This is a genomic window from Caulobacter sp. GW821-FHT10E02 (genome assembly GCF_059415225.1).
The window spans coordinates 204947-220735 of record NZ_JBWKMV010000006.1 but is presented as its reverse complement, the minus strand read 5'-3'; the positions used below and the strand labels follow the sequence as shown (position 1 = coordinate 220735).

At 68.6% G+C, this 15789-nt stretch carries 12 protein-coding genes; 3 read left to right on the top strand and 9 right to left on the bottom strand.

Annotation, left to right across the window (positions count from 1 at the left end; all coding sequences use genetic code 11):
• The first annotated feature begins 170 nt into the window (after positions 1-170).
• Positions 171-1601 (top strand): helix-turn-helix domain-containing protein, encoded by a 1431-nt coding sequence (locus AC07NI_RS25680; protein WP_494624453.1) that lies wholly within the window; start codon positions 171-173, stop codon positions 1599-1601.
• Between the two features lie 118 nt (positions 1602-1719).
• On the opposite strand, the gene AC07NI_RS25675 is transcribed toward AC07NI_RS25680, so the two are convergent.
• Positions 1720-3972: a TonB-dependent receptor gene (locus AC07NI_RS25675; RefSeq protein ID WP_494624451.1), complete on the bottom strand. Its 2253-nt coding sequence runs from the start codon at positions 3970-3972 to the stop codon at positions 1720-1722.
• 365 nt (positions 3973-4337) lie between these two features.
• Here AC07NI_RS25675 and AC07NI_RS25670 point away from each other — a divergent pair, with 365 nt between their 5' ends.
• Positions 4338-5042: a GntR family transcriptional regulator gene (locus AC07NI_RS25670; protein ID WP_494624449.1), complete on the top strand. Its 705-nt coding sequence runs from the start codon at positions 4338-4340 to the stop codon at positions 5040-5042.
• A gap of 41 nt (positions 5043-5083) precedes the next feature.
• Here AC07NI_RS25670 and pcaF read toward each other — a convergent pair whose 3' ends face one another.
• From pcaF to AC07NI_RS25650, 4 genes are all read right to left on the bottom strand, one after another.
• The gene (gene pcaF / locus AC07NI_RS25665) at positions 5084-6283 is read right to left on the bottom strand and encodes a 3-oxoadipyl-CoA thiolase (RefSeq protein WP_494624447.1); all 1200 of its coding nucleotides are present in this window, start codon (positions 6281-6283) and stop codon (positions 5084-5086) included.
• A 135-nt stretch (positions 6284-6418) separates the two neighbouring features.
• Positions 6419-7165 carry an alpha/beta fold hydrolase gene (locus AC07NI_RS25660; RefSeq protein WP_494624445.1) on the bottom strand — a complete coding sequence of 249 codons (747 nt, stop codon included), beginning with the start codon at positions 7163-7165 and terminating at the stop codon, positions 6419-6421.
• A gap of 152 nt (positions 7166-7317) precedes the next feature.
• Positions 7318-8103 (bottom strand): IclR family transcriptional regulator, encoded by a 786-nt coding sequence (locus tag AC07NI_RS25655; RefSeq protein ID WP_494624443.1) that lies wholly within the window; start codon positions 8101-8103, stop codon positions 7318-7320.
• A gap of 141 nt (positions 8104-8244) precedes the next feature.
• On the bottom strand, positions 8245-9789 hold the full coding sequence (locus tag AC07NI_RS25650; RefSeq protein WP_494624441.1) for an acetolactate synthase large subunit: 1545 nt from the start codon (positions 9787-9789) through the stop codon (positions 8245-8247).
• 354 nt (positions 9790-10143) lie between these two features.
• On the opposite strand from AC07NI_RS25650, the gene AC07NI_RS25645 reads away from it, so the two are divergent.
• Positions 10144-11406 (top strand): TetR/AcrR family transcriptional regulator, encoded by a 1263-nt coding sequence (locus AC07NI_RS25645; protein ID WP_494624439.1) that lies wholly within the window; start codon positions 10144-10146, stop codon positions 11404-11406.
• Between the two features lie 172 nt (positions 11407-11578).
• Here AC07NI_RS25645 and AC07NI_RS25640 read toward each other — a convergent pair whose 3' ends face one another.
• Genes AC07NI_RS25640 through AC07NI_RS25625 form a run of 4 tightly spaced genes read right to left on the bottom strand, consistent with a single transcriptional unit; the run spans position 11579 to position 15701 of the window.
• The gene (locus AC07NI_RS25640) at positions 11579-12808 is read right to left on the bottom strand and encodes a cytochrome P450 (RefSeq protein ID WP_494624437.1); all 1230 of its coding nucleotides are present in this window, start codon (positions 12806-12808) and stop codon (positions 11579-11581) included.
• A gap of 33 nt (positions 12809-12841) precedes the next feature.
• Positions 12842-14140 carry an NAD(P)/FAD-dependent oxidoreductase gene (locus AC07NI_RS25635; RefSeq protein ID WP_494624435.1) on the bottom strand — a complete coding sequence of 433 codons (1299 nt, stop codon included), beginning with the start codon at positions 14138-14140 and terminating at the stop codon, positions 12842-12844.
• Complete coding sequence (locus AC07NI_RS25630) at positions 14137-14346, bottom strand: ferredoxin (RefSeq protein ID WP_494624433.1); 210 nt, start codon at positions 14344-14346, stop codon at positions 14137-14139. The genes AC07NI_RS25635 and AC07NI_RS25630 overlap by 4 nt, the downstream gene beginning before the upstream one ends.
• A gap of 32 nt (positions 14347-14378) precedes the next feature.
• A complete protein-coding gene (locus AC07NI_RS25625; RefSeq protein ID WP_494624431.1) occupies positions 14379-15701 on the bottom strand; it encodes an MFS transporter in 1323 nt (440 codons plus the stop codon).
• Positions 15702-15789: the final 88 nt, after the last annotated feature.

Sequence of the window (15789 nt, the reverse complement as noted above, 5' to 3'; positions counted from 1 at the left end):
CCCAAAAGCTGTCCGTCCCCCGGGGACCGCCGAGGCGGCGGTCGCGGGGCGCGGACCGGAAATTCGTGGGAATGACCTAGCGCTGCTCGGCGGCGGGAGGCGAACCTATTGAAGCTGAATTGTCACAGACGGACTTTGTAATTTCTGTAAATCTGTGACAGCTTGACCGGATGGGGATCTCAGACAAAAAGCTCTTTCTCGGCGGCCGGCTCAAGCGCCTGCGGCGCGACCTGTCGGTCAATCAGAGCCAGATGGCCGAGCAGCTGGGGATATCCGCAAGCTATCTGAACCTGCTCGAACGCAACCAGCGTCCGGTCACGGCCCAGATGCTGCTGCGCCTGGCCGACGCCTACGACCTGGACCTGCGCAGCCTGTCGGCCGACGATCCGGGCGGCGGAGCGGGGCTGGAAGAAGTCCTGGCCGACAAGATGTTCGCCGACCTGGGCCTGGGGCGTCATGAAGCCGTCGAGGTGGCCGAGACCTCGCCGGCCATGGCCGAGGCGATCGTGCGCCTTTACAGGGCCTATCTGGATCGCGGCCGGCTGATCGACCTGGGGGCGTTCGAGCGCGCCGACGGGACCTCCGGCGCCCAGGGGGGATCGGCTCAGCCCACCGACTGGGTGCGCGACCTGGTCGGCGCCCAGCGCAACTATTTCGCCGAGCTGGAGACCTGCGCCGAGACCATCGTCGCGGCCCTGAAGGCCGACCCCCAGGACCTGGGCCCGGCCTTGCGCGAGCGTCTGCTGACCACCTACGGGGTGCAGGTGCGGATCATGCCGGTCGAGGTGATGACCGCCTCGCTGCGCCGCTATGACCATCACCGCAAGCGACTGATGATTTCCGAGACCCTGGCGCCGGCCAGCCGGCTTTTCGCCATGGCCTATCAGTTGGGGCTGCTGGAGTTCGGCGAGGTCCTCACCACCCTGACCGACCGCTTCAACGCCCCCGACCGCGCCACGCGCCAGCTGCTCAAGGTGTTCCTGGGCAACTACCTGGCCGCGGCCGTGATGATGCCCTACGAGCTCTTTCACGCGGCGCTCGAAACCAGCGGCTATGACATCGAGCGGGTGCGCTCGCGCTTTGGCGTCAGCTACGAGCAGGCCGCCCAGCGCCTGACCACCCTGGGCCGATCGGGCGCGCGCGGCGTGCCCTTCTTCATGGTGCGGCTGGACGCGGCGGGCAACATCTCCAAGCGCTTCGCGGCCGGGGCCTTCCCGTTTTCTCGGTTCGGCGGGACCTGTCCGCGCTGGAACGTGCACGACAGCTTCAAGACCCCGGGGCGGGTGGTGACCCAGGTCATCGAAACCCCGGACGGCGAGCGCTACTTCACCCTGTCGCGGACCGTGAGGCGCGTGTCGGGCTTGCAGGCGGGCCTGGAGGACGAGCTGGTCATCGGCCTGGGCTGCGAGCTCAAATACGCCAGCAAGATGGTCTATGCGCGGGGGCTGGACATGGCCGCGCCCGTGGCCGTCGAGATCGGCCCCTCGTGCAGGATCTGCGAGCGGCCGGCCTGTCCGCAGCGGGCCGCGGCGCCGATCAATCGCACCTTGCTGGTCGAGGAATCGAGCAAGTCCCTGTCGCCGTTCCCGTTCGCGCCCTAGGCCGGGGCCTCGAAGTTCGCGGTTCGGCCGCGCCAGGCCGGCGTAAAAAAATGCCCGGAACATCGCTGTTCCGGGCAGTCGAGAGAGGTGTCCGACGTCAGACGCCCCGAGGTGGGCTTTAGAAGTTGGCGCGCACCGTCAGGCCATAGGTGCGGGGCGCGGCCAGGGCGCCGAAGGTGCCGCCCAGCAGCGTCGTCTGGAAGCTGCGGGTCACTTCGTTGGTCAGGTTCTTGCCCCACAGGGACAGCGACCATTCGCGACCGCGCGGCTGCAGCTCGACCCGGGCGTCGACGAACTCGGTCGGCGTGCGGATCTCGCGGTTGTTGTTGCTGTTGTCGTCGTAGATCAGGCTTTCGTAGCGGTACTCGCCCGAGGCCGAGACTTGGAACTGGCCGACGTCGAAGGTGTAGGACGGGCCGATGATCAGCTTGTTCTTGGGCACCCGCGACAGGCGGTTGCCCGACATGTCCGCGCCGGTGGAGTCGAAATAGGTGTCGAAGCCGGCGTCGGTGTAAGCGTAGGAGACGTCCAGGCGCGCGCCCCGGAACGGGCTGGCGACCAGCTGGGTTTCCCAGCCCTTGATGGTGGCGTTGGCGGCGTTGAGCGTGACGGTGTTGATCCCGACCGTCTGGCGAACCTGCAGGTCGGAATATTTGGTGATGTAGACGGTGTTGTTCCACACCAGGCGGCCGCGCAGGAAGGTGGTCTTCTGACCCAATTCGTACTGGGTGGCGTATTCCGGGTTGAAGGGAATGCGCGCGGCGACATTGGTCACCGGCGAGCCCTGGAAGCCGCCGCTCTTGAAGCCGCGCGAGACGTCGGCGAACAGCAGGGTGTCTTCGCCCAGCTTGTAGTCGACGCCGGCGCGATAGGTCCAAGCCTTGAAGGTCTTCGAGGTGGTGGTGTTGATCAGCTCGCCGGCCTGGGTCCCGGGAAGGCTGCCGCAGCGGCCGGCCGGAACGTCGCAGATCGCATCGCCGGGGGTCCGCAGGTTGAAGACCGTCCCGATGTTGTTGATCGCGTAATCCTTGTCGTCACGGGTCCAGCGCACGCCGCCGAACACGCGGATCTTGTCGCCGATCGGCTGGGTCACGTCGCCGAACACCGCGAAGCTGTCCAGGTCGGAGTTCCGATAGGTCAGTTCGTAGGGCAGGGAGGCGGGGGGCGCGCCGGTCGCGGTGCGATAGATCAGCTGGGTGCCGTGGGTCTTGACGTCCTGCTTGAAGTGGAAGAGGCCCACCACCCAGGTCGTGGCGCTGGACGACGGCGACATCAGCCGCAGTTCCTGGCTGGAGAAGACGGACTTCTCGTCGGTGCCGCCCTCGACCGTGGTGCGTTGCTGAGTCGCCGGGTTGGGCGTGGTGCCGTCGAAGTCGTAGTAGAAGCTGTTCTTGAGCCAGCGCTTGGAGGCGATGAAGCTCACATTGCCAAAGCCGACGTCGAGATTGGTCTCGTTGCGCAGGCCCCAGGTGTTGTTGTTCTGGTGGCCGGGGATCGACGGGTTGGTGGCCGAGCGGTCGCTGTTGGGCGTGCCCCACCAGGTGTCCGCGCCCGCCGTCGAGGTGGTCGGATCCAGGGCGAAGACATAGATCGCCGGCCCGTTGGCGCGGTCGCGCGTGCCGTCGATCGTGAAGTTGGTGTTGAACTTCTCGTTGGGCTCCAGCAGGAATTGCAGGCGGCCCGAGCGGGTGTTCTGGTTGTCCAGCTGCGTGCCGTCGGTCGGATCCTGGGCGTAGCCGTCGTGACGGTGCATGCTGGCGCTGCCGCGCAGGGCCGCCTTGCCGTCGATCAGGGGCAGGTTGACCACGGCCGAGGCGTCGCGGCGATCATAATTGCCAACGCCCACTTCCAGGGCGGCCGAGAAATCATCGAGCTTGGGCTTCTTGGTGATGATGTTGATCGCGCCGCCAACGGCGTTGCGGCCAAACAGCGTGCCCTGCGGGCCCTTCAGGACCTCGATGCGCTCCACGTCGAAGACGTCGAAGGCCACGGCCGCGGGGCGGCCCAGATAGACGTCGTCGATGAAGGTCACGACGCTGGGGTCGCCCGAGGCGCTGGTGTCGGTCGAGCCGATGCCGCGAATGAACGGCCGCGGACGGGCCTGCGGGAAGGCGTCGAACGACAGGCCCGGCGTCAGGGCGACGACGTCGCCGATCGACTGGATGCGCTTCTGCTCGATCTGCGTGGCGGTGAAGGCGGTCACCGTCACGGGCACGTCTTGCAGGACTTCGGAGCGGCGCTGGGCGGTGACCACGACTTCTTCGATCGTGGAGACCTGGGCGTCGTCCTGCGGCGCGGCTTGTTGGGCGTAAGCCGTCCCGGCCATCAGGGCCGAAAAGGCAACGGCGGACATCATGGTTTGCTTCAGCATCGTTTCACTCCCCCTGCGCTCTCTTGGGCGCTTGAGAGTCACCTAACGGCAATCCGCGAATTTTGACAATGGATTTTATTAGAATCCACGAATAAAAAGTTTTGGAAGTATGCGTCAGTTTCACGGTGCAGCTTGGAGGTCCCGGGCTTTCGAAACCCCGGTGTGGTTGACTGCAAGGCCGGTTCAGCGTCCGAATGCGCGCAGGGGCTTTGTTCGGCGATCATGGGCTTGGATTTTTTGCCAGTTGGTCAATTTCGTCGTGATCGCCCCGTCGATGGCGCTTCTCGGCGATTGTGAGCGCCTCGATTCTCTGAGAATTTTGCCTGAGTTTTTTGGCTGACGATCTTCTGGGACACCCGCGCGACATGGCTCAACATGCAAAGTCCGTCGTCGAATTCACCATCGACGCGCTGCGCGACGCGATCCGCGAGGGGCGCTATGTGCCCGGCCAGAGGCTCGTGGTCGCCGATCTGACGCGGACCTTCGGCGTCAGCGCCGGTCCGGTGCGCGAAGCGATCCGTCGTCTGACGGGCGAGGGGCTGATCGACATCCAGCCGCATCGCGGCGCCATGGTCCGCCAGCTGAGCGCCACCGAGGTCACCGAGATCTTCCAGGTGCGCGAGATGATCGAGGGCCTGGCCGCCCGGCTGGCGGCGGCCAAGATCGGCGAGGGCGCCAACCGCAAGCGCCTGGAGGCCTGCCGCGACGCCATGGCCAAGGCCGCCGAGGCCCAGGACCCCAGCTATGTCGGCCACAATCTGGAATTCCACAGGCTGATCTACGACCTATCGGCCAACAGCCGGCTGATCGAGATCGCGCGCCAGCTGCTGCTGCCGCTCTACCGCATGCGCTATCACAGCCTGATCGACCCGACCTATATCAGCGCCTCGATGAGCGAACACGACCAGCTGATCGACGCCATCCTGGCCGGGGATCAGGACCGGGCCGAACGGGTCATGCGGGCCCATGTCAGCCACTCGCGCGAAACCATGGTCGCGGCGGTGGAGCGGCCGGCCGCGCCAAGACGCGGCGTGACCGCCCCGGCCGCTGCGGCCGAGCATATGGCCTAGAGCCGCACGCGCCGCCGACGCGGGCGACGCGCCCGGACGGACTAGACCCGCTTGAAGGCCAGCGCCGCGCCCTGGCCCACGCCGATGCAAAGCGTGGCCAGACCCCGCTTGCCGCCGGTGGCTTCCAGTTGACGCAGGGCCGTGAGGACCAGACGCGCGCCCGAGGCGCCCAGCGGGTGGCCCAGGGCGATGGCCCCGCCGTGCGGGTTCACGTGAGCGCCGTCGTCGGGCAGGCCCAGCTGGCGCAGCACCGCCAGGCCCTGGGCGGCGAAGGCCTCGTTCAGCTCGACGGTGTCGAAATCGCCGATCGACAGGCCCGTCTTGGCCAGCAGCTTGCGCACGGCCGGCACGGGACCGATCCCCATGACGCGCGGCTCCACGCCGGCGGTCGCGTAGCCGGTGACCCGGGCGCGCGGCGTCAGGCCATGGCGCTTGACGGCCGCTTCGGACGCCAGGATCAGGCCGACCGCGCCGTCATTGACGCCCGAGGCGTTGCCGGCCGTGACCGTGCCCCCCTCGCGGACGATGGGCTTGAGCTTGGTCAGGGTCTCGATGGTGGTTTCGCGCGGGTGTTCGTCGCGCTCGACGAGGGTGGGGCCGGTCTTGCCCGGGATCTCCACCGGGGTGATCTCGCCGGCCAGGAAGCCGTCGGCCTGGCCGGCCAAGGCGCGCTGCTGGCTGCGCAGGGCGAAGGCGTCCTGGTCCTGGCGGCTGACGCCGTGTTCGGCGGCGACGTTCTCGGCGGTCTCGGGCATGGAGTCGACGCCATAGGCCTTGCGCATGGCCGGATTGACGAAGCGCCAGCCGATGGTGGTGTCGAAGATCTCGGCGTTGCGCGAGAAGGCGCTGTCGGCCTTGCCCATCACGAACGGGGCGCGGCTCATGCTTTCGACGCCGCCGGCGATCAGCAGGTCGTTGTGACCCGACAGGATGGCGCGGGCGGCGTAGCCGACCGCCTCCAGACCCGAGGCGCAGAGGCGATTGACCGTCACGCCCGGAACATCGACCGGATATCCGGCCAGCAGCAGGGCCATGCGGGCGACGTTGCGGTTATCCTCGCCGGCCTGGTTGGCGCTGCCCAGCACCACCTCGTCGATGGCCGACAGATCCAGACCCGGGTTGCGCGCGGCCAGGGCCTTGAGCGGGATCGCGGCCAGATCGTCGGCGCGCACCTTCGACAGGGCGCCGCCGTAGCGACCGATCGGCGTGCGGATCCCGTCGCAGATGAAGGCGCTGGTCATGGGTGTCTCCAGATCGAAACAAACAATTGTTCGAGATGCGGCGGTCTTTAGACAGCGCCGCCGTCGTGCTCAACCGCCTTTCGACGAGGTCGATCGCGGTCGGCGCCGAAGTGTTGCGTCGCTGCGTCGCGCGGTTCAGGCCGCGTGCGCGCGCAGGAAGGTGTGGATGTGGCGCAGCGCCAGGCCGACATGCTCGGGCGGCTTTTTCCAGGGGAACAGGCTGACCTGGGCGTTGGGAGCCAAGAGCGCCGACTCCATGGCCACCACATAGGGATGGGGCGGAATATCATCGGGCAGGATGAGGATCGGCGTCTGGCAGCCGCGCACGAAGTCACGATCGGCCGTGAACACAAAGTCGGGGTCGTCGCGATACATCGCTCGCAGAAAGGCCTCCACCGTCTCCATCGACAGGTCCGGGCGGCGCGCGAGCAGGGCCGGGGCCCAGGTGCTGAGATAATAGGGATAGAACAGATCGGGCGCGGCGGGATCCACGCCGCTGGGCTGGGCCAGGACCGCGGCGACGACGCGGTCGGGCGCGCGCCGGAGCAGGTTCCAGATCAGCGGTCCGCCGATGCAAAAGCCCAGGACCGCGAAGCGCTCGACGCCCAGATGGTCCATCAGCCGCAGGTGATCGTCGGTGAAGGCGTCCCAGGGGTTCTGCGTGGGCAGGGGACCGCTCGACTGGCCGCCTTCGGCGTTGCGAAGATCGGCGGCGATGCAGCGATAGTCGCCGCTGAACGCCTCCACCGCGTTGAAGGCCTCGTTGGCCTTCAGGAAGCTGATGGTGGAGTTGAGGCCGCCGCCGGGAATGAGCAGCAGCGGGAAGCCCTGGCCGACGTCCTCGTAGTGGAGGACGACCCCTTCTGAGTCGAGCAATGGCATGGGTAAGGCGCTCCTGGCGTTGATGGGCGCGCCGCGCTTCGACGGCGCGGCCTGCTCGCGGAGGATTGTTGAGTCATCCCCTCGCCGGCACCATCGCCGATTTTACGTTCGGGTGCAATTTGAGATCCGAACGAAGAATCCTCGCGGTGGGCCTAGAAGTCGCTGTAGGCGCCGCGCGCCTTGGAGGCGATCTCCAGCACGGCCGCCTGCAGTTGCGGCAGACAATTGGGCGCGCCGTCGCTGAGCAGGTCGCTGTGCAGCCCGCCCACGCTCAGCGTGGCCAGGACCTGATTGTTCTTGCCGAAAATCGGCACGGCCACGGCGCACACCCCCACGACCGTGTCGTCGACCGACAGCTCCCAGCCGCGCTCGAGCACGACCTGGCAGTGGGCCTCGAGCTTTTCAGGATCGGTCTCGGTCTTGGGCGTCAGCTTGGGCAGCTTGCCGCGCAGCGCCTTCCTGCGGTCGGCGGGCGGCAGATGGGCCAGGAGCAGGCGCGGCGCGGCCCCGCAGTTGAGGGGGAGGGACTGGCCCACCAGATAGTGGCGGATCTGCACGACGTGGCGCGGATCGAAGACCCGCTCCACGCACAGGGCCTGGTCGTTGCGCAGCACGCTGAGGAAGGCGGTGGCGCGCACGGCCTCCGCCAGGCGCGACATCACCGGGAAGGCGATGTCCCGCAGGCCCTGGACCGGCAGCGCCGTCGTCAGTTCCAGGAGCTTGAGCCCCAGGGAATAGCGCTTGCCGCCGGGGTCGTAATCCACATAGCCCAACTCGACGAAGGTCAGCACCAGGCGGCGCGTCGTGGCCTTGTCGAGCCCAGACAGGCTGACGATCTCGGTGAGCGTCAGGAAGGGGCCGCCCACCAGGAAGACGTTGAGGATGCTCATCGCCCGGGCCACCGACCGCGTGCCCGACTGCGCCTTTTCCAGTTCCACTGTCGCTTCTGTGCTCATCGAACCCCGAGAATGGCCGTCTTCTACCCTGTCTGGCGCAGGGCGCGAGACCCTGTGCTTTAAGACCCTAGCCTTATCGCGCCAAGGCCGCCAACGACGCGGACCCTGGCGCGCGGGCGGCGATCAATCGATCACCGCCTCGATCAGGAAGGGACCGCGCCGGCCCATGGCCGCTTCGATGGCCTTTTCGAAATCCTCCCCGGTCTCGCATCTGCGCGCCGGCACGCCCATGCCTTCGGCGATCGACACGAAGTCCAGGGCGGGGCGGCCAAGATCCAGGAGGCCCTTGGCGGCCGGGCCGATGTCGCCGGCGCCGGTACGGGCCATCTCGATCGTGAGGATCCGGTAGCTCTGATTGGCGAAGACCACGGTGATCACGTCCAGGTCCTCGCGGGCGATCGTCCACAGGGCCTGGATCGTGTACATGGCCGAGCCGTCGCCGTTGAGGCTCAGGATCTTGCGGTCGGGCGCGGCGACCGCCGCCCCGACGGCCAGGGGCAGGCCCACCCCGATCGCCCCGCCGGTCAATTGCAGCAGTTCGTGGGGCCGGGCGGTGAAGGTGGCGATGGCCACGCCGAGGCTGGAGGTCACCGCATCGTCGCAGATCACCGCGCCTTCGGGCATATGGCGGGCGATCGACAGGCCCGCGGCATGGGCGTTGAGCTTGCCGGTCGGCGCGGTGTCGGGGATCTGGAAAGGCTGGGTCGGGCCTTCCTTCGGCGCGCCCAGGGCCTCGGCCAGGGCCTCCAGCCCCGCCACGGCGTCTTCCCAGCGCGCGGCCAGGGTGACCTGTTCGCAGCCCTCCGGCGCCAGGACGCTGGGCCGATCGGGATAGGCGAAGAACGCCACGGGGGTCGTGGTGCCGCCCAGCACCATAAGGTCCGCGCCCGCAAGCTCGTTGAGGGCCATCTCGCCGAAATAGGGCAGTATCTTGGGCCGGAAGCCGCCCGATCCGGCCGGTCGCCGGGCCACGAAGGTGTCGACATAGACCTCCACCCCCGCCGCCTTCAGGCGACCGGCGTGGGCCATCGCCTCGCTCCGGGCCGCCTTGCCGCCCAGCAGCAGCACGGGCTTCTTGGCCGCCTTGATCGCCTTGGCGACCGCCTCCACCGCCTCGGCCGCCGGAGCGGCGGGGGCCGTCCTGCTGGCTCGCGCGATCTCTTGGTCGGCCGGCATCCAAGCGGTGTCGGCGGGCAGGATCAGACTGACCGGGCCGGCCGGCGGACCGTCCGCGGCGGCCACGGCCTCGGCCGCCAGCGCCGAGATCGTGGCCGGCGATTCGGCCGACTTGATCCAGATCGAATTGGGCTCGACCAGGGTGGCGATGTCGGAATTGAGCGGCGCGTCATACTGGCGGTGATAGGTGGCGTGGTCGCCGATGACGTTGATGATCGGGGTGAAGGCCCGCCGGGCGTTGTGCAGATTGGCCGCGCCGTTGGCGTATCCCGGGCCCAGATGCAGAAGGGTGCAGGCGGGCTTGTCGGCCAGGCGGCCGTAGCCGTCGGCCGCGCCGGTGGCCACGCCCTCGAACAGGCAGAGCACCGGCCGCATGGCCGGGTAGCGGTCCAGCGCCGCCACGAACTGCATTTCAGACGTGCCCGGATTGCCGAAGCAGGCGGTCACGTCGTTCGCCGTCAGAGTCGAGATAAGGGCGTCGGCGCCGTTCATAGGGTCCCCATTGGGTTCGTGCGGATCGTTGATCGCGCCAGGCGGCGCGGGTCGGAGCGTTGCGGGTCGTTGGCGTCGGGCGAGGGCGGATGGACGGATCGCGCCGCGCCTTCGGATCAAGTCTCCGTCGGGTGGAATTGGGATCATCAGATGAAACTGATGTTCGACTAACGACACTATGCGACGGGGTTTCGTGTGCTTGCAAGCGCGTTTGAAGGCGCCGCTGGGGAACCCGGAGCCTTGGCGGCGGGGTGGAAATTTACGTTCGGGTGCGATTGGGTCTGGAGTCGCAAGACCTTTTCGACGAACTAGTATTCAGTATGCCCCTCTAAGGAGTCGGGGGCGGAGGCAGGAATGGCAAGATCGAGCGCCGCGACCCAAAAGAGCCGCAAGCCCGTAACGCAGTCGCGTCGTGACGAACTGCTCGACGAGGCGGCGCGCCAACTGAACGCGCGCGGCGTGTCCCTGACCTCGTTGACCGACATCGCCGACAAGCTGGGGGTCTCGAGAGCCGCGCTCTATTACTATGTCGACGACCGCGAAGACTTGGTCTTCCAGGTTTATCGGCGCTCCTGCGAGATCCTGGCCCGCCACCTGGGCGAGGCGGCGCGATCGGGGCGAACGGCCCTGCAGGTTCTGGCCGACTTCGTCACCCGGGCCCTGGCCGAGGAGTCTCCGGAGATCGCCTGTCTGAGCGAGCTTGGGCTGCTGCGCGACGCGGAGATGGAAACGGTCCTGGCGCTCTACGAGGGCATCGTCGCGCGGTTGGCCAGCGTGCTGGAGACCGGGGCGAAGGCCGGCGAGATCCGGCCGGTGGACTATCAGACGGTCGCTCGAACCATCATCAGCATCATCCACTGGATCCCGCTGGCGGCGCGCTGGTCAGCCTCGATCAAGGCGCCCAACCGGCCGGCGGTGATCGCCGCGATCAACGAGTTTCTCGCCATCGGCTGGGCGGCCGATCGCGCCAGGACGATCGACCCGCCCCAGATCGATCTTTCTCCCCTGCTGGCTCCCAACGTCGCGGCCTTCGATCGCGCGCGCATGATCGAGGCCAAGCGCGAGACGGTGCTGGCCACGGCCTCGCGGCTGTTCAATCGCAAGGGCGTGGACACCACCTCGCTCGACGAGATCGCCGCCGCGCTCGGCGCGACCAAGCGCACGCTCTACCACTATGTCGGCGACAAGCAGGCCATCGTGACCGCCTGCTACGCCCGCAACGCCAGGATCGCCGCCCACATCTACGCCAGCGCCCTGGACGGCGGCGGCTCGCGGGCCGACGTCGTGGTGGGCGTGCTGCGCGCCTCGGCCCTGGCCAATCTCTATGAAGGGCTGGAGCCCTTGCGCCCGGGGGCGGGCTTCGACGCCCTGACCCCGGAGGACCAGGCCGCCTGGAGCGCTCGGTCCAAGGAGATCCTGGCCAAGTACCGCAAGCTCTTCGAGGACTCCCAGAAGCTTGGCGGGATGCGCAAGATGGAGTTCGGCCTTCTTCAGATGATCATGCCGGGCGAGAGCCTGTGGCTGGCCCGGGGCCTGGTCACGGGCGACGACGCGCGCAAGGCCCAGATCGTCGCCGAGGCGGTGGATGTCCTGCGCCTGGGGCTCAGCCCGGTCTGAGGCGGCACGACGGCGTTTGGCGCGCCCGGTCCACGCCGCGGTTCAGCAAAAAGAGACAGGCCGCTCCCCGGAGCCATGGCTCCAGGGAGCGGTCGGCCGGCCCGCGAACGGGCCGACCGCGCCTGTCAGTCCTCCGAGGGGAGGGGGACGCAACACGCGGCGAGCGCCGCGTTCACGGCCTCAGGCCGGCGATCGACACGCGCAGCTCGCGAGGTCCGCGCAGCGAGGGGTTGAAGCGGTAGGGCGGCGGATCCTGGACAAGCTTGGGATCGACCAGACGCCGGGCCAGTTCGCGCAGGGCGATCTGGCCTTCCAGCCGGGCCAGGGGCGCACCGAAACAGGCATGGATTCCGCTGCCAAATCCCAGATGCTGGTTGTCGGGCCGCTCGGGCCAGAAGCGGTCGGGATCCTCGAACCGGTCCGGATCGCGGCTCGCCGAGGCGAGCATGAGCTGCACCGCCGAGCCCTTGGTGATCGTCGTGCCGGCGACCTCGATGTCGCTGAGCGCGGCGCGATTGGTGTAGTGGACCGGCGGCTCGAAGCGCAGCAGCTCCTCCACCAGGCACGGCGCCAGGCCCGGCTCGTGGCGCAGGCGCTCCAGCATGTCGGGTCGGCGCAGCAGCGTCAGCATCCCGTTGGTGATCAGATTGACGGTCGTTTCGTGGCCGGCCAGCAGGAGCAGGACCGAGACCGAGATCATCTCCTCGGCCGACATCGCGCCGTCCGGACCGCTGTCGTCATTGACCAGGCGCGAGAGCATGTCGTCGCGCGGCTGGCCCTTGCGCAGGGTGATCAAGCCGAACATGTAGCGCGCCAGTTCCCTGAACGCCGCGTCCGCCCCTTCCGAGCGTTGGCCGCTGGCCGGATCGCGATCCTGGGCCTGGACGATGGCCTCGGCCCAGGCATGGAACTTGGACTCGTCCTCGCGCGGCACGCCCAGCAGGTCGGCGATCACCGCGACCGGGAACGGGTAGGACACGTCGGCCACCACGTCGATCTCCTCGCGCCCCTCCAGGCGGTCGATCAGGTCCTTGACCATGGCCTCCAGCACGGGGGTCATCGCCTCGACGCGGCCCGGATCGTTGGGCGGGCCGAAATGGCGCATGGTCATGCGACGCAGCCGGCCGTGGCGCGGCGGGTCCATGGTCAGAAAGCCCAGGCCGTTTCCGCCGCGCGGCGAGTTGGACGGCTCCACGCTCAGCCGCGGGTCGCGGATCAGTCCGGCCACGTCCTTGTAGCGGGTCACCACGAAAAGGCCGTCGGGTTCGCGCCAGACGGGGCGCTCGCGCAAGGCCTTGTAGTGTGTGTAGGGGTCGGCGCGGCTGGCGGGGTTGAGAATGAGCGGCATGGGCGAGGCCGTCGCCGGCTTTGTTCCCGCGGGCTCGACATTGGGTTGGGACATGGAAGTCTCCAGCTCGGCTGAGGGCCGCGGACGTCAGGCGGCGTTTTGCCCCGCGATTTCCCAGGGAAATCCGGTGGCGACGAGTTCGATCGGGTCGGGTTGGTCGACGGTGCGATAGGTCGGCGGGAAAGCCGTGCCTTCCTGGACCTGGGCCTCGTAGAACGACATCCATAGCGGCTGGTTGACCGCCACGACGCCGACCAGGCGGCCGGCGCGACCATAGCCGGCCACGAAGCGCTGGCTTTTCAGGTCGCCCTGCAGGACAGCGACCTGGTCGGCCTGGGCCGGCAGACCGGCGGCCTTGATGTTCGCGCCAAACTGCATCGACCAGAAGCAGGGCAGGGTGGCGGCGTTGCTGGTCGATCCGGGCGTCATCAGGTTGGCCGCCACGATCTTGGCGTGGTGGAGGGCGGTTCCCCAGTGTTCGAGCGACACCGCCCGGCCCGAGGCCAGGGGATGGGGCACGCGCGCCACGTCGCCACAGGCGAAGATCGCCTCGAGCGGCCGTCCGGCCGCGTCCAGCGCCACGCAGGCCTCGTTGCAGACCACGCCCTGGGGGCCGGCGTCCAGGCCCGCTCCGAGCAGCCACTCGACATTGCGTTGCGCCCCCAGGCAAACCACCACGACCTGGGCGGAGATCACCTCGCCGTCGCTCAGGACCGCGCCGGACACCCGCCCGGAAGGACCGGACACCAGGCTGGCGACGGAGGTTCCGCACCGCAGGTCGACGCCCGCCTGGCGCTGGAGCTCGGCGAGGGACTGACCGACGAAGGCGCCCAGCGCGCCCATCAGGGGCGTGGCGCAGCTCTCCACGGCGGTGACGGCCAAGCCCCGGTCGCGGCAGGCCGAAGCGACCTCGCACCCGGTGAAGCCCGCGCCGATCACGAGCACACGGTCGGGACCCGCGTCCAGGGCCGCGACCAGACGCGCGGCGTCGTCCTGGGTGCGCAGGGTGTGGACTCCGCGCAGATCCGCCTCGCTGGCATTGGGCCAGGCGCGCGCGCGGGCCCCGGTGGCGATCACCAGGGCGTCGAACGGCACGCGGGCGCCGTCGGCCGTACGCACGGCCCTGTCGGCGAGATCCAGCCCGGTCGCGGCCTGGCCCAGGCGCCAGTCGGCGTCGATCGACCGCAGGCGCGGCAGGGTGGTCTGGTGGGGTTTGACCCATCCGCTCAGGACTTGCTTGGACAGCGGCGGGCGGTCGTAGGGGCGCGCGGCCTCCTCGCCGATCAAGGTCAGCCGGCCCGTAAAGCCCTCGTCCCGCAGCGCCTCGGCCGTGCGCAGGCCGGCGAGCGAAGCGCCGACGATCACCACGGACTGGGGCGGGCTCATGCTTCGGCCTCCAGCCCGTCGGGTTCGATGACGATGGCCAGGACCGGACAGGCGGCGGCGGCGCGCAGGACCCGTTCGCGTGACGGATCCTCCGGCTGGGGATGGTAGGAGAGGGTTTGCTCGCTCTCCAGCTTGAAGACCTCCGGCGCCAGGAAACAACACTGTGCGTAGAGCTGGCATTTCGTCAGATCGACGAGGACGCGCATGGTGACCTGCTAAAAAGCGTGAAAGGGAGCGGCTATTCGGCGGCGGCCGCGCCGGTTCGATTGGCCTTGTCGAAACCCGAAGCGAGCAAGGCCGCGGCGCTGATCGCCGCCAGGGCCGCGCCGACCTTGAGCATCAGGTGATAGTTGCCGGTCAGATCGAAGGCGTGACCGCCCAGAACCGCGCCCAGGGCGAAGGACACGCCAAAGCACAGGCCCAGCGTGCCGAAGATCGCGCCGAAGGACTTCAGGCCGAAATATCGCGCCGTGAAGAAGGCCAGGAAGTCGGCTTCGGACCCTTGAGCCAGACCCAGCAGGACGACGCCGAGCATCAAGGCCCAGACGGGCGGCTCGGGCATCAGGAACAGCAAAAAGCCCAGGACCGGGGCCGCCAGGAAGGCGAAGGCCACGCCCGGCGGCCAGAACCGGTCGAGCAGCGCGCCGCAGCCCAGGCGTCCCACGACGATCGCGCCGCCGAACAGCGTCCCAAACAGGGCCGCGCGGGGTCCAGGCACGCCGATGTCCGAAAGCAGCGGTTGAAGGTGGGTCTGAAACGCGGCGCTGGCCATGCTGATGCCGATGATGGCGAGCATCAGCAGCCAGAAGCGCCGGTCCGTCGCGGCCTGCTTGAGGGTCAGGCCCGTGGCCGGCGCCTTGGGCGCGTCGGAGGCCGCGGCCTTGACCACGCGCTTGGCGCCGTAGCCGAACAGCGCGAACGAGGCCAGGCCCAGCACCAGGCAGACCGGGACCATCATGGTGTAGCCGGCGCGCCATCCGAAGCTGGCGATGACGTGCTGCAAAAGCGGCAGGATCAGCATCGACAACAGGACCGCGCCGCTGAGGCCGATCGCCAGGGCCAGGCCGCGTGCTTTCTGGAACGCGCTGACCAGCGGCCGCGAATAGATCAGGGGCGCCGACGCCGGGCCGGCCGCCAGGCCGATGAACAGCACGGTGGCGACATAGAGACGGTAGTCGCCCGTCTGCAGGGCCAGGAAGACATAGGCCAGGGCGAAGAGGATCGCCCCGCCCAGGACGAAGCGGCGCGGCCCCTTGCGGTCGACCATGATCCCGACCCAAGGCATCAGCAGGGCGCTGAGCAGGGCCGATCCGATGACCAGGGAGATCTGTCCCCGGCTCCAGCCGAAGTCGTGGGCCAGGGGCTTGATGAAGAAGCTGTTGACGTTGCCGAACATGTTGATGCCCGACCCCATGCCCAGGGCCGCGCCCAGCAGGATCGGCCAGCCGCGGCGCAGCTCGTCGATCGCGCCCAGGGGCGCCGGTTGCGCGGGCTCCGCGGCGCTCGCCGCCCCGCCGGGCGTCAGGAAGATCCCGGCGGGGGCTTGCAGTTTCTCTTCCATGTACGCGCCCTAGGCTGTCACGAGACGTTGCAGACGAAGAAGTCCGGCGTGGCCGGTCCGGACCCGAGAGGCGTCCGGTCCGGCCACG

Bases quoted from the DNA above. Each gene is read 5' to 3' on its own strand.
- AC07NI_RS25680 (WP_494624453.1), top strand. From the start codon at position 171: ATGGGGATCTCAGACAAAAAGCTCTTTCTCGGCGGCCGGCTCAAGCGC.
- AC07NI_RS25675 (WP_494624451.1), bottom strand. From the start codon at position 3,972: ATGCTGAAGCAAACCATGATGTCCGCCGTTGCCTTTTCGGCCCTGATG.
- AC07NI_RS25670 (WP_494624449.1), top strand. From the start codon at position 4,338: ATGGCTCAACATGCAAAGTCCGTCGTCGAATTCACCATCGACGCGCTG.
- pcaF (WP_494624447.1), bottom strand. From the start codon at position 6,283: ATGACCAGCGCCTTCATCTGCGACGGGATCCGCACGCCGATCGGTCGC.
- AC07NI_RS25660 (WP_494624445.1), bottom strand. From the start codon at position 7,165: ATGCCATTGCTCGACTCAGAAGGGGTCGTCCTCCACTACGAGGACGTC.
- AC07NI_RS25650 (WP_494624441.1), bottom strand. From the start codon at position 9,789: ATGAACGGCGCCGACGCCCTTATCTCGACTCTGACGGCGAACGACGTG.
- AC07NI_RS25645 (WP_494624439.1), top strand. From the start codon at position 10,144: ATGGCAAGATCGAGCGCCGCGACCCAAAAGAGCCGCAAGCCCGTAACG.
- AC07NI_RS25640 (WP_494624437.1), bottom strand. From the start codon at position 12,808: ATGTCCCAACCCAATGTCGAGCCCGCGGGAACAAAGCCGGCGACGGCC.
- AC07NI_RS25635 (WP_494624435.1), bottom strand. From the start codon at position 14,140: ATGAGCCCGCCCCAGTCCGTGGTGATCGTCGGCGCTTCGCTCGCCGGC.
- AC07NI_RS25630 (WP_494624433.1), bottom strand. From the start codon at position 14,346: ATGCGCGTCCTCGTCGATCTGACGAAATGCCAGCTCTACGCACAGTGT.
- AC07NI_RS25625 (WP_494624431.1), bottom strand. From the start codon at position 15,701: ATGGAAGAGAAACTGCAAGCCCCCGCCGGGATCTTCCTGACGCCCGGC.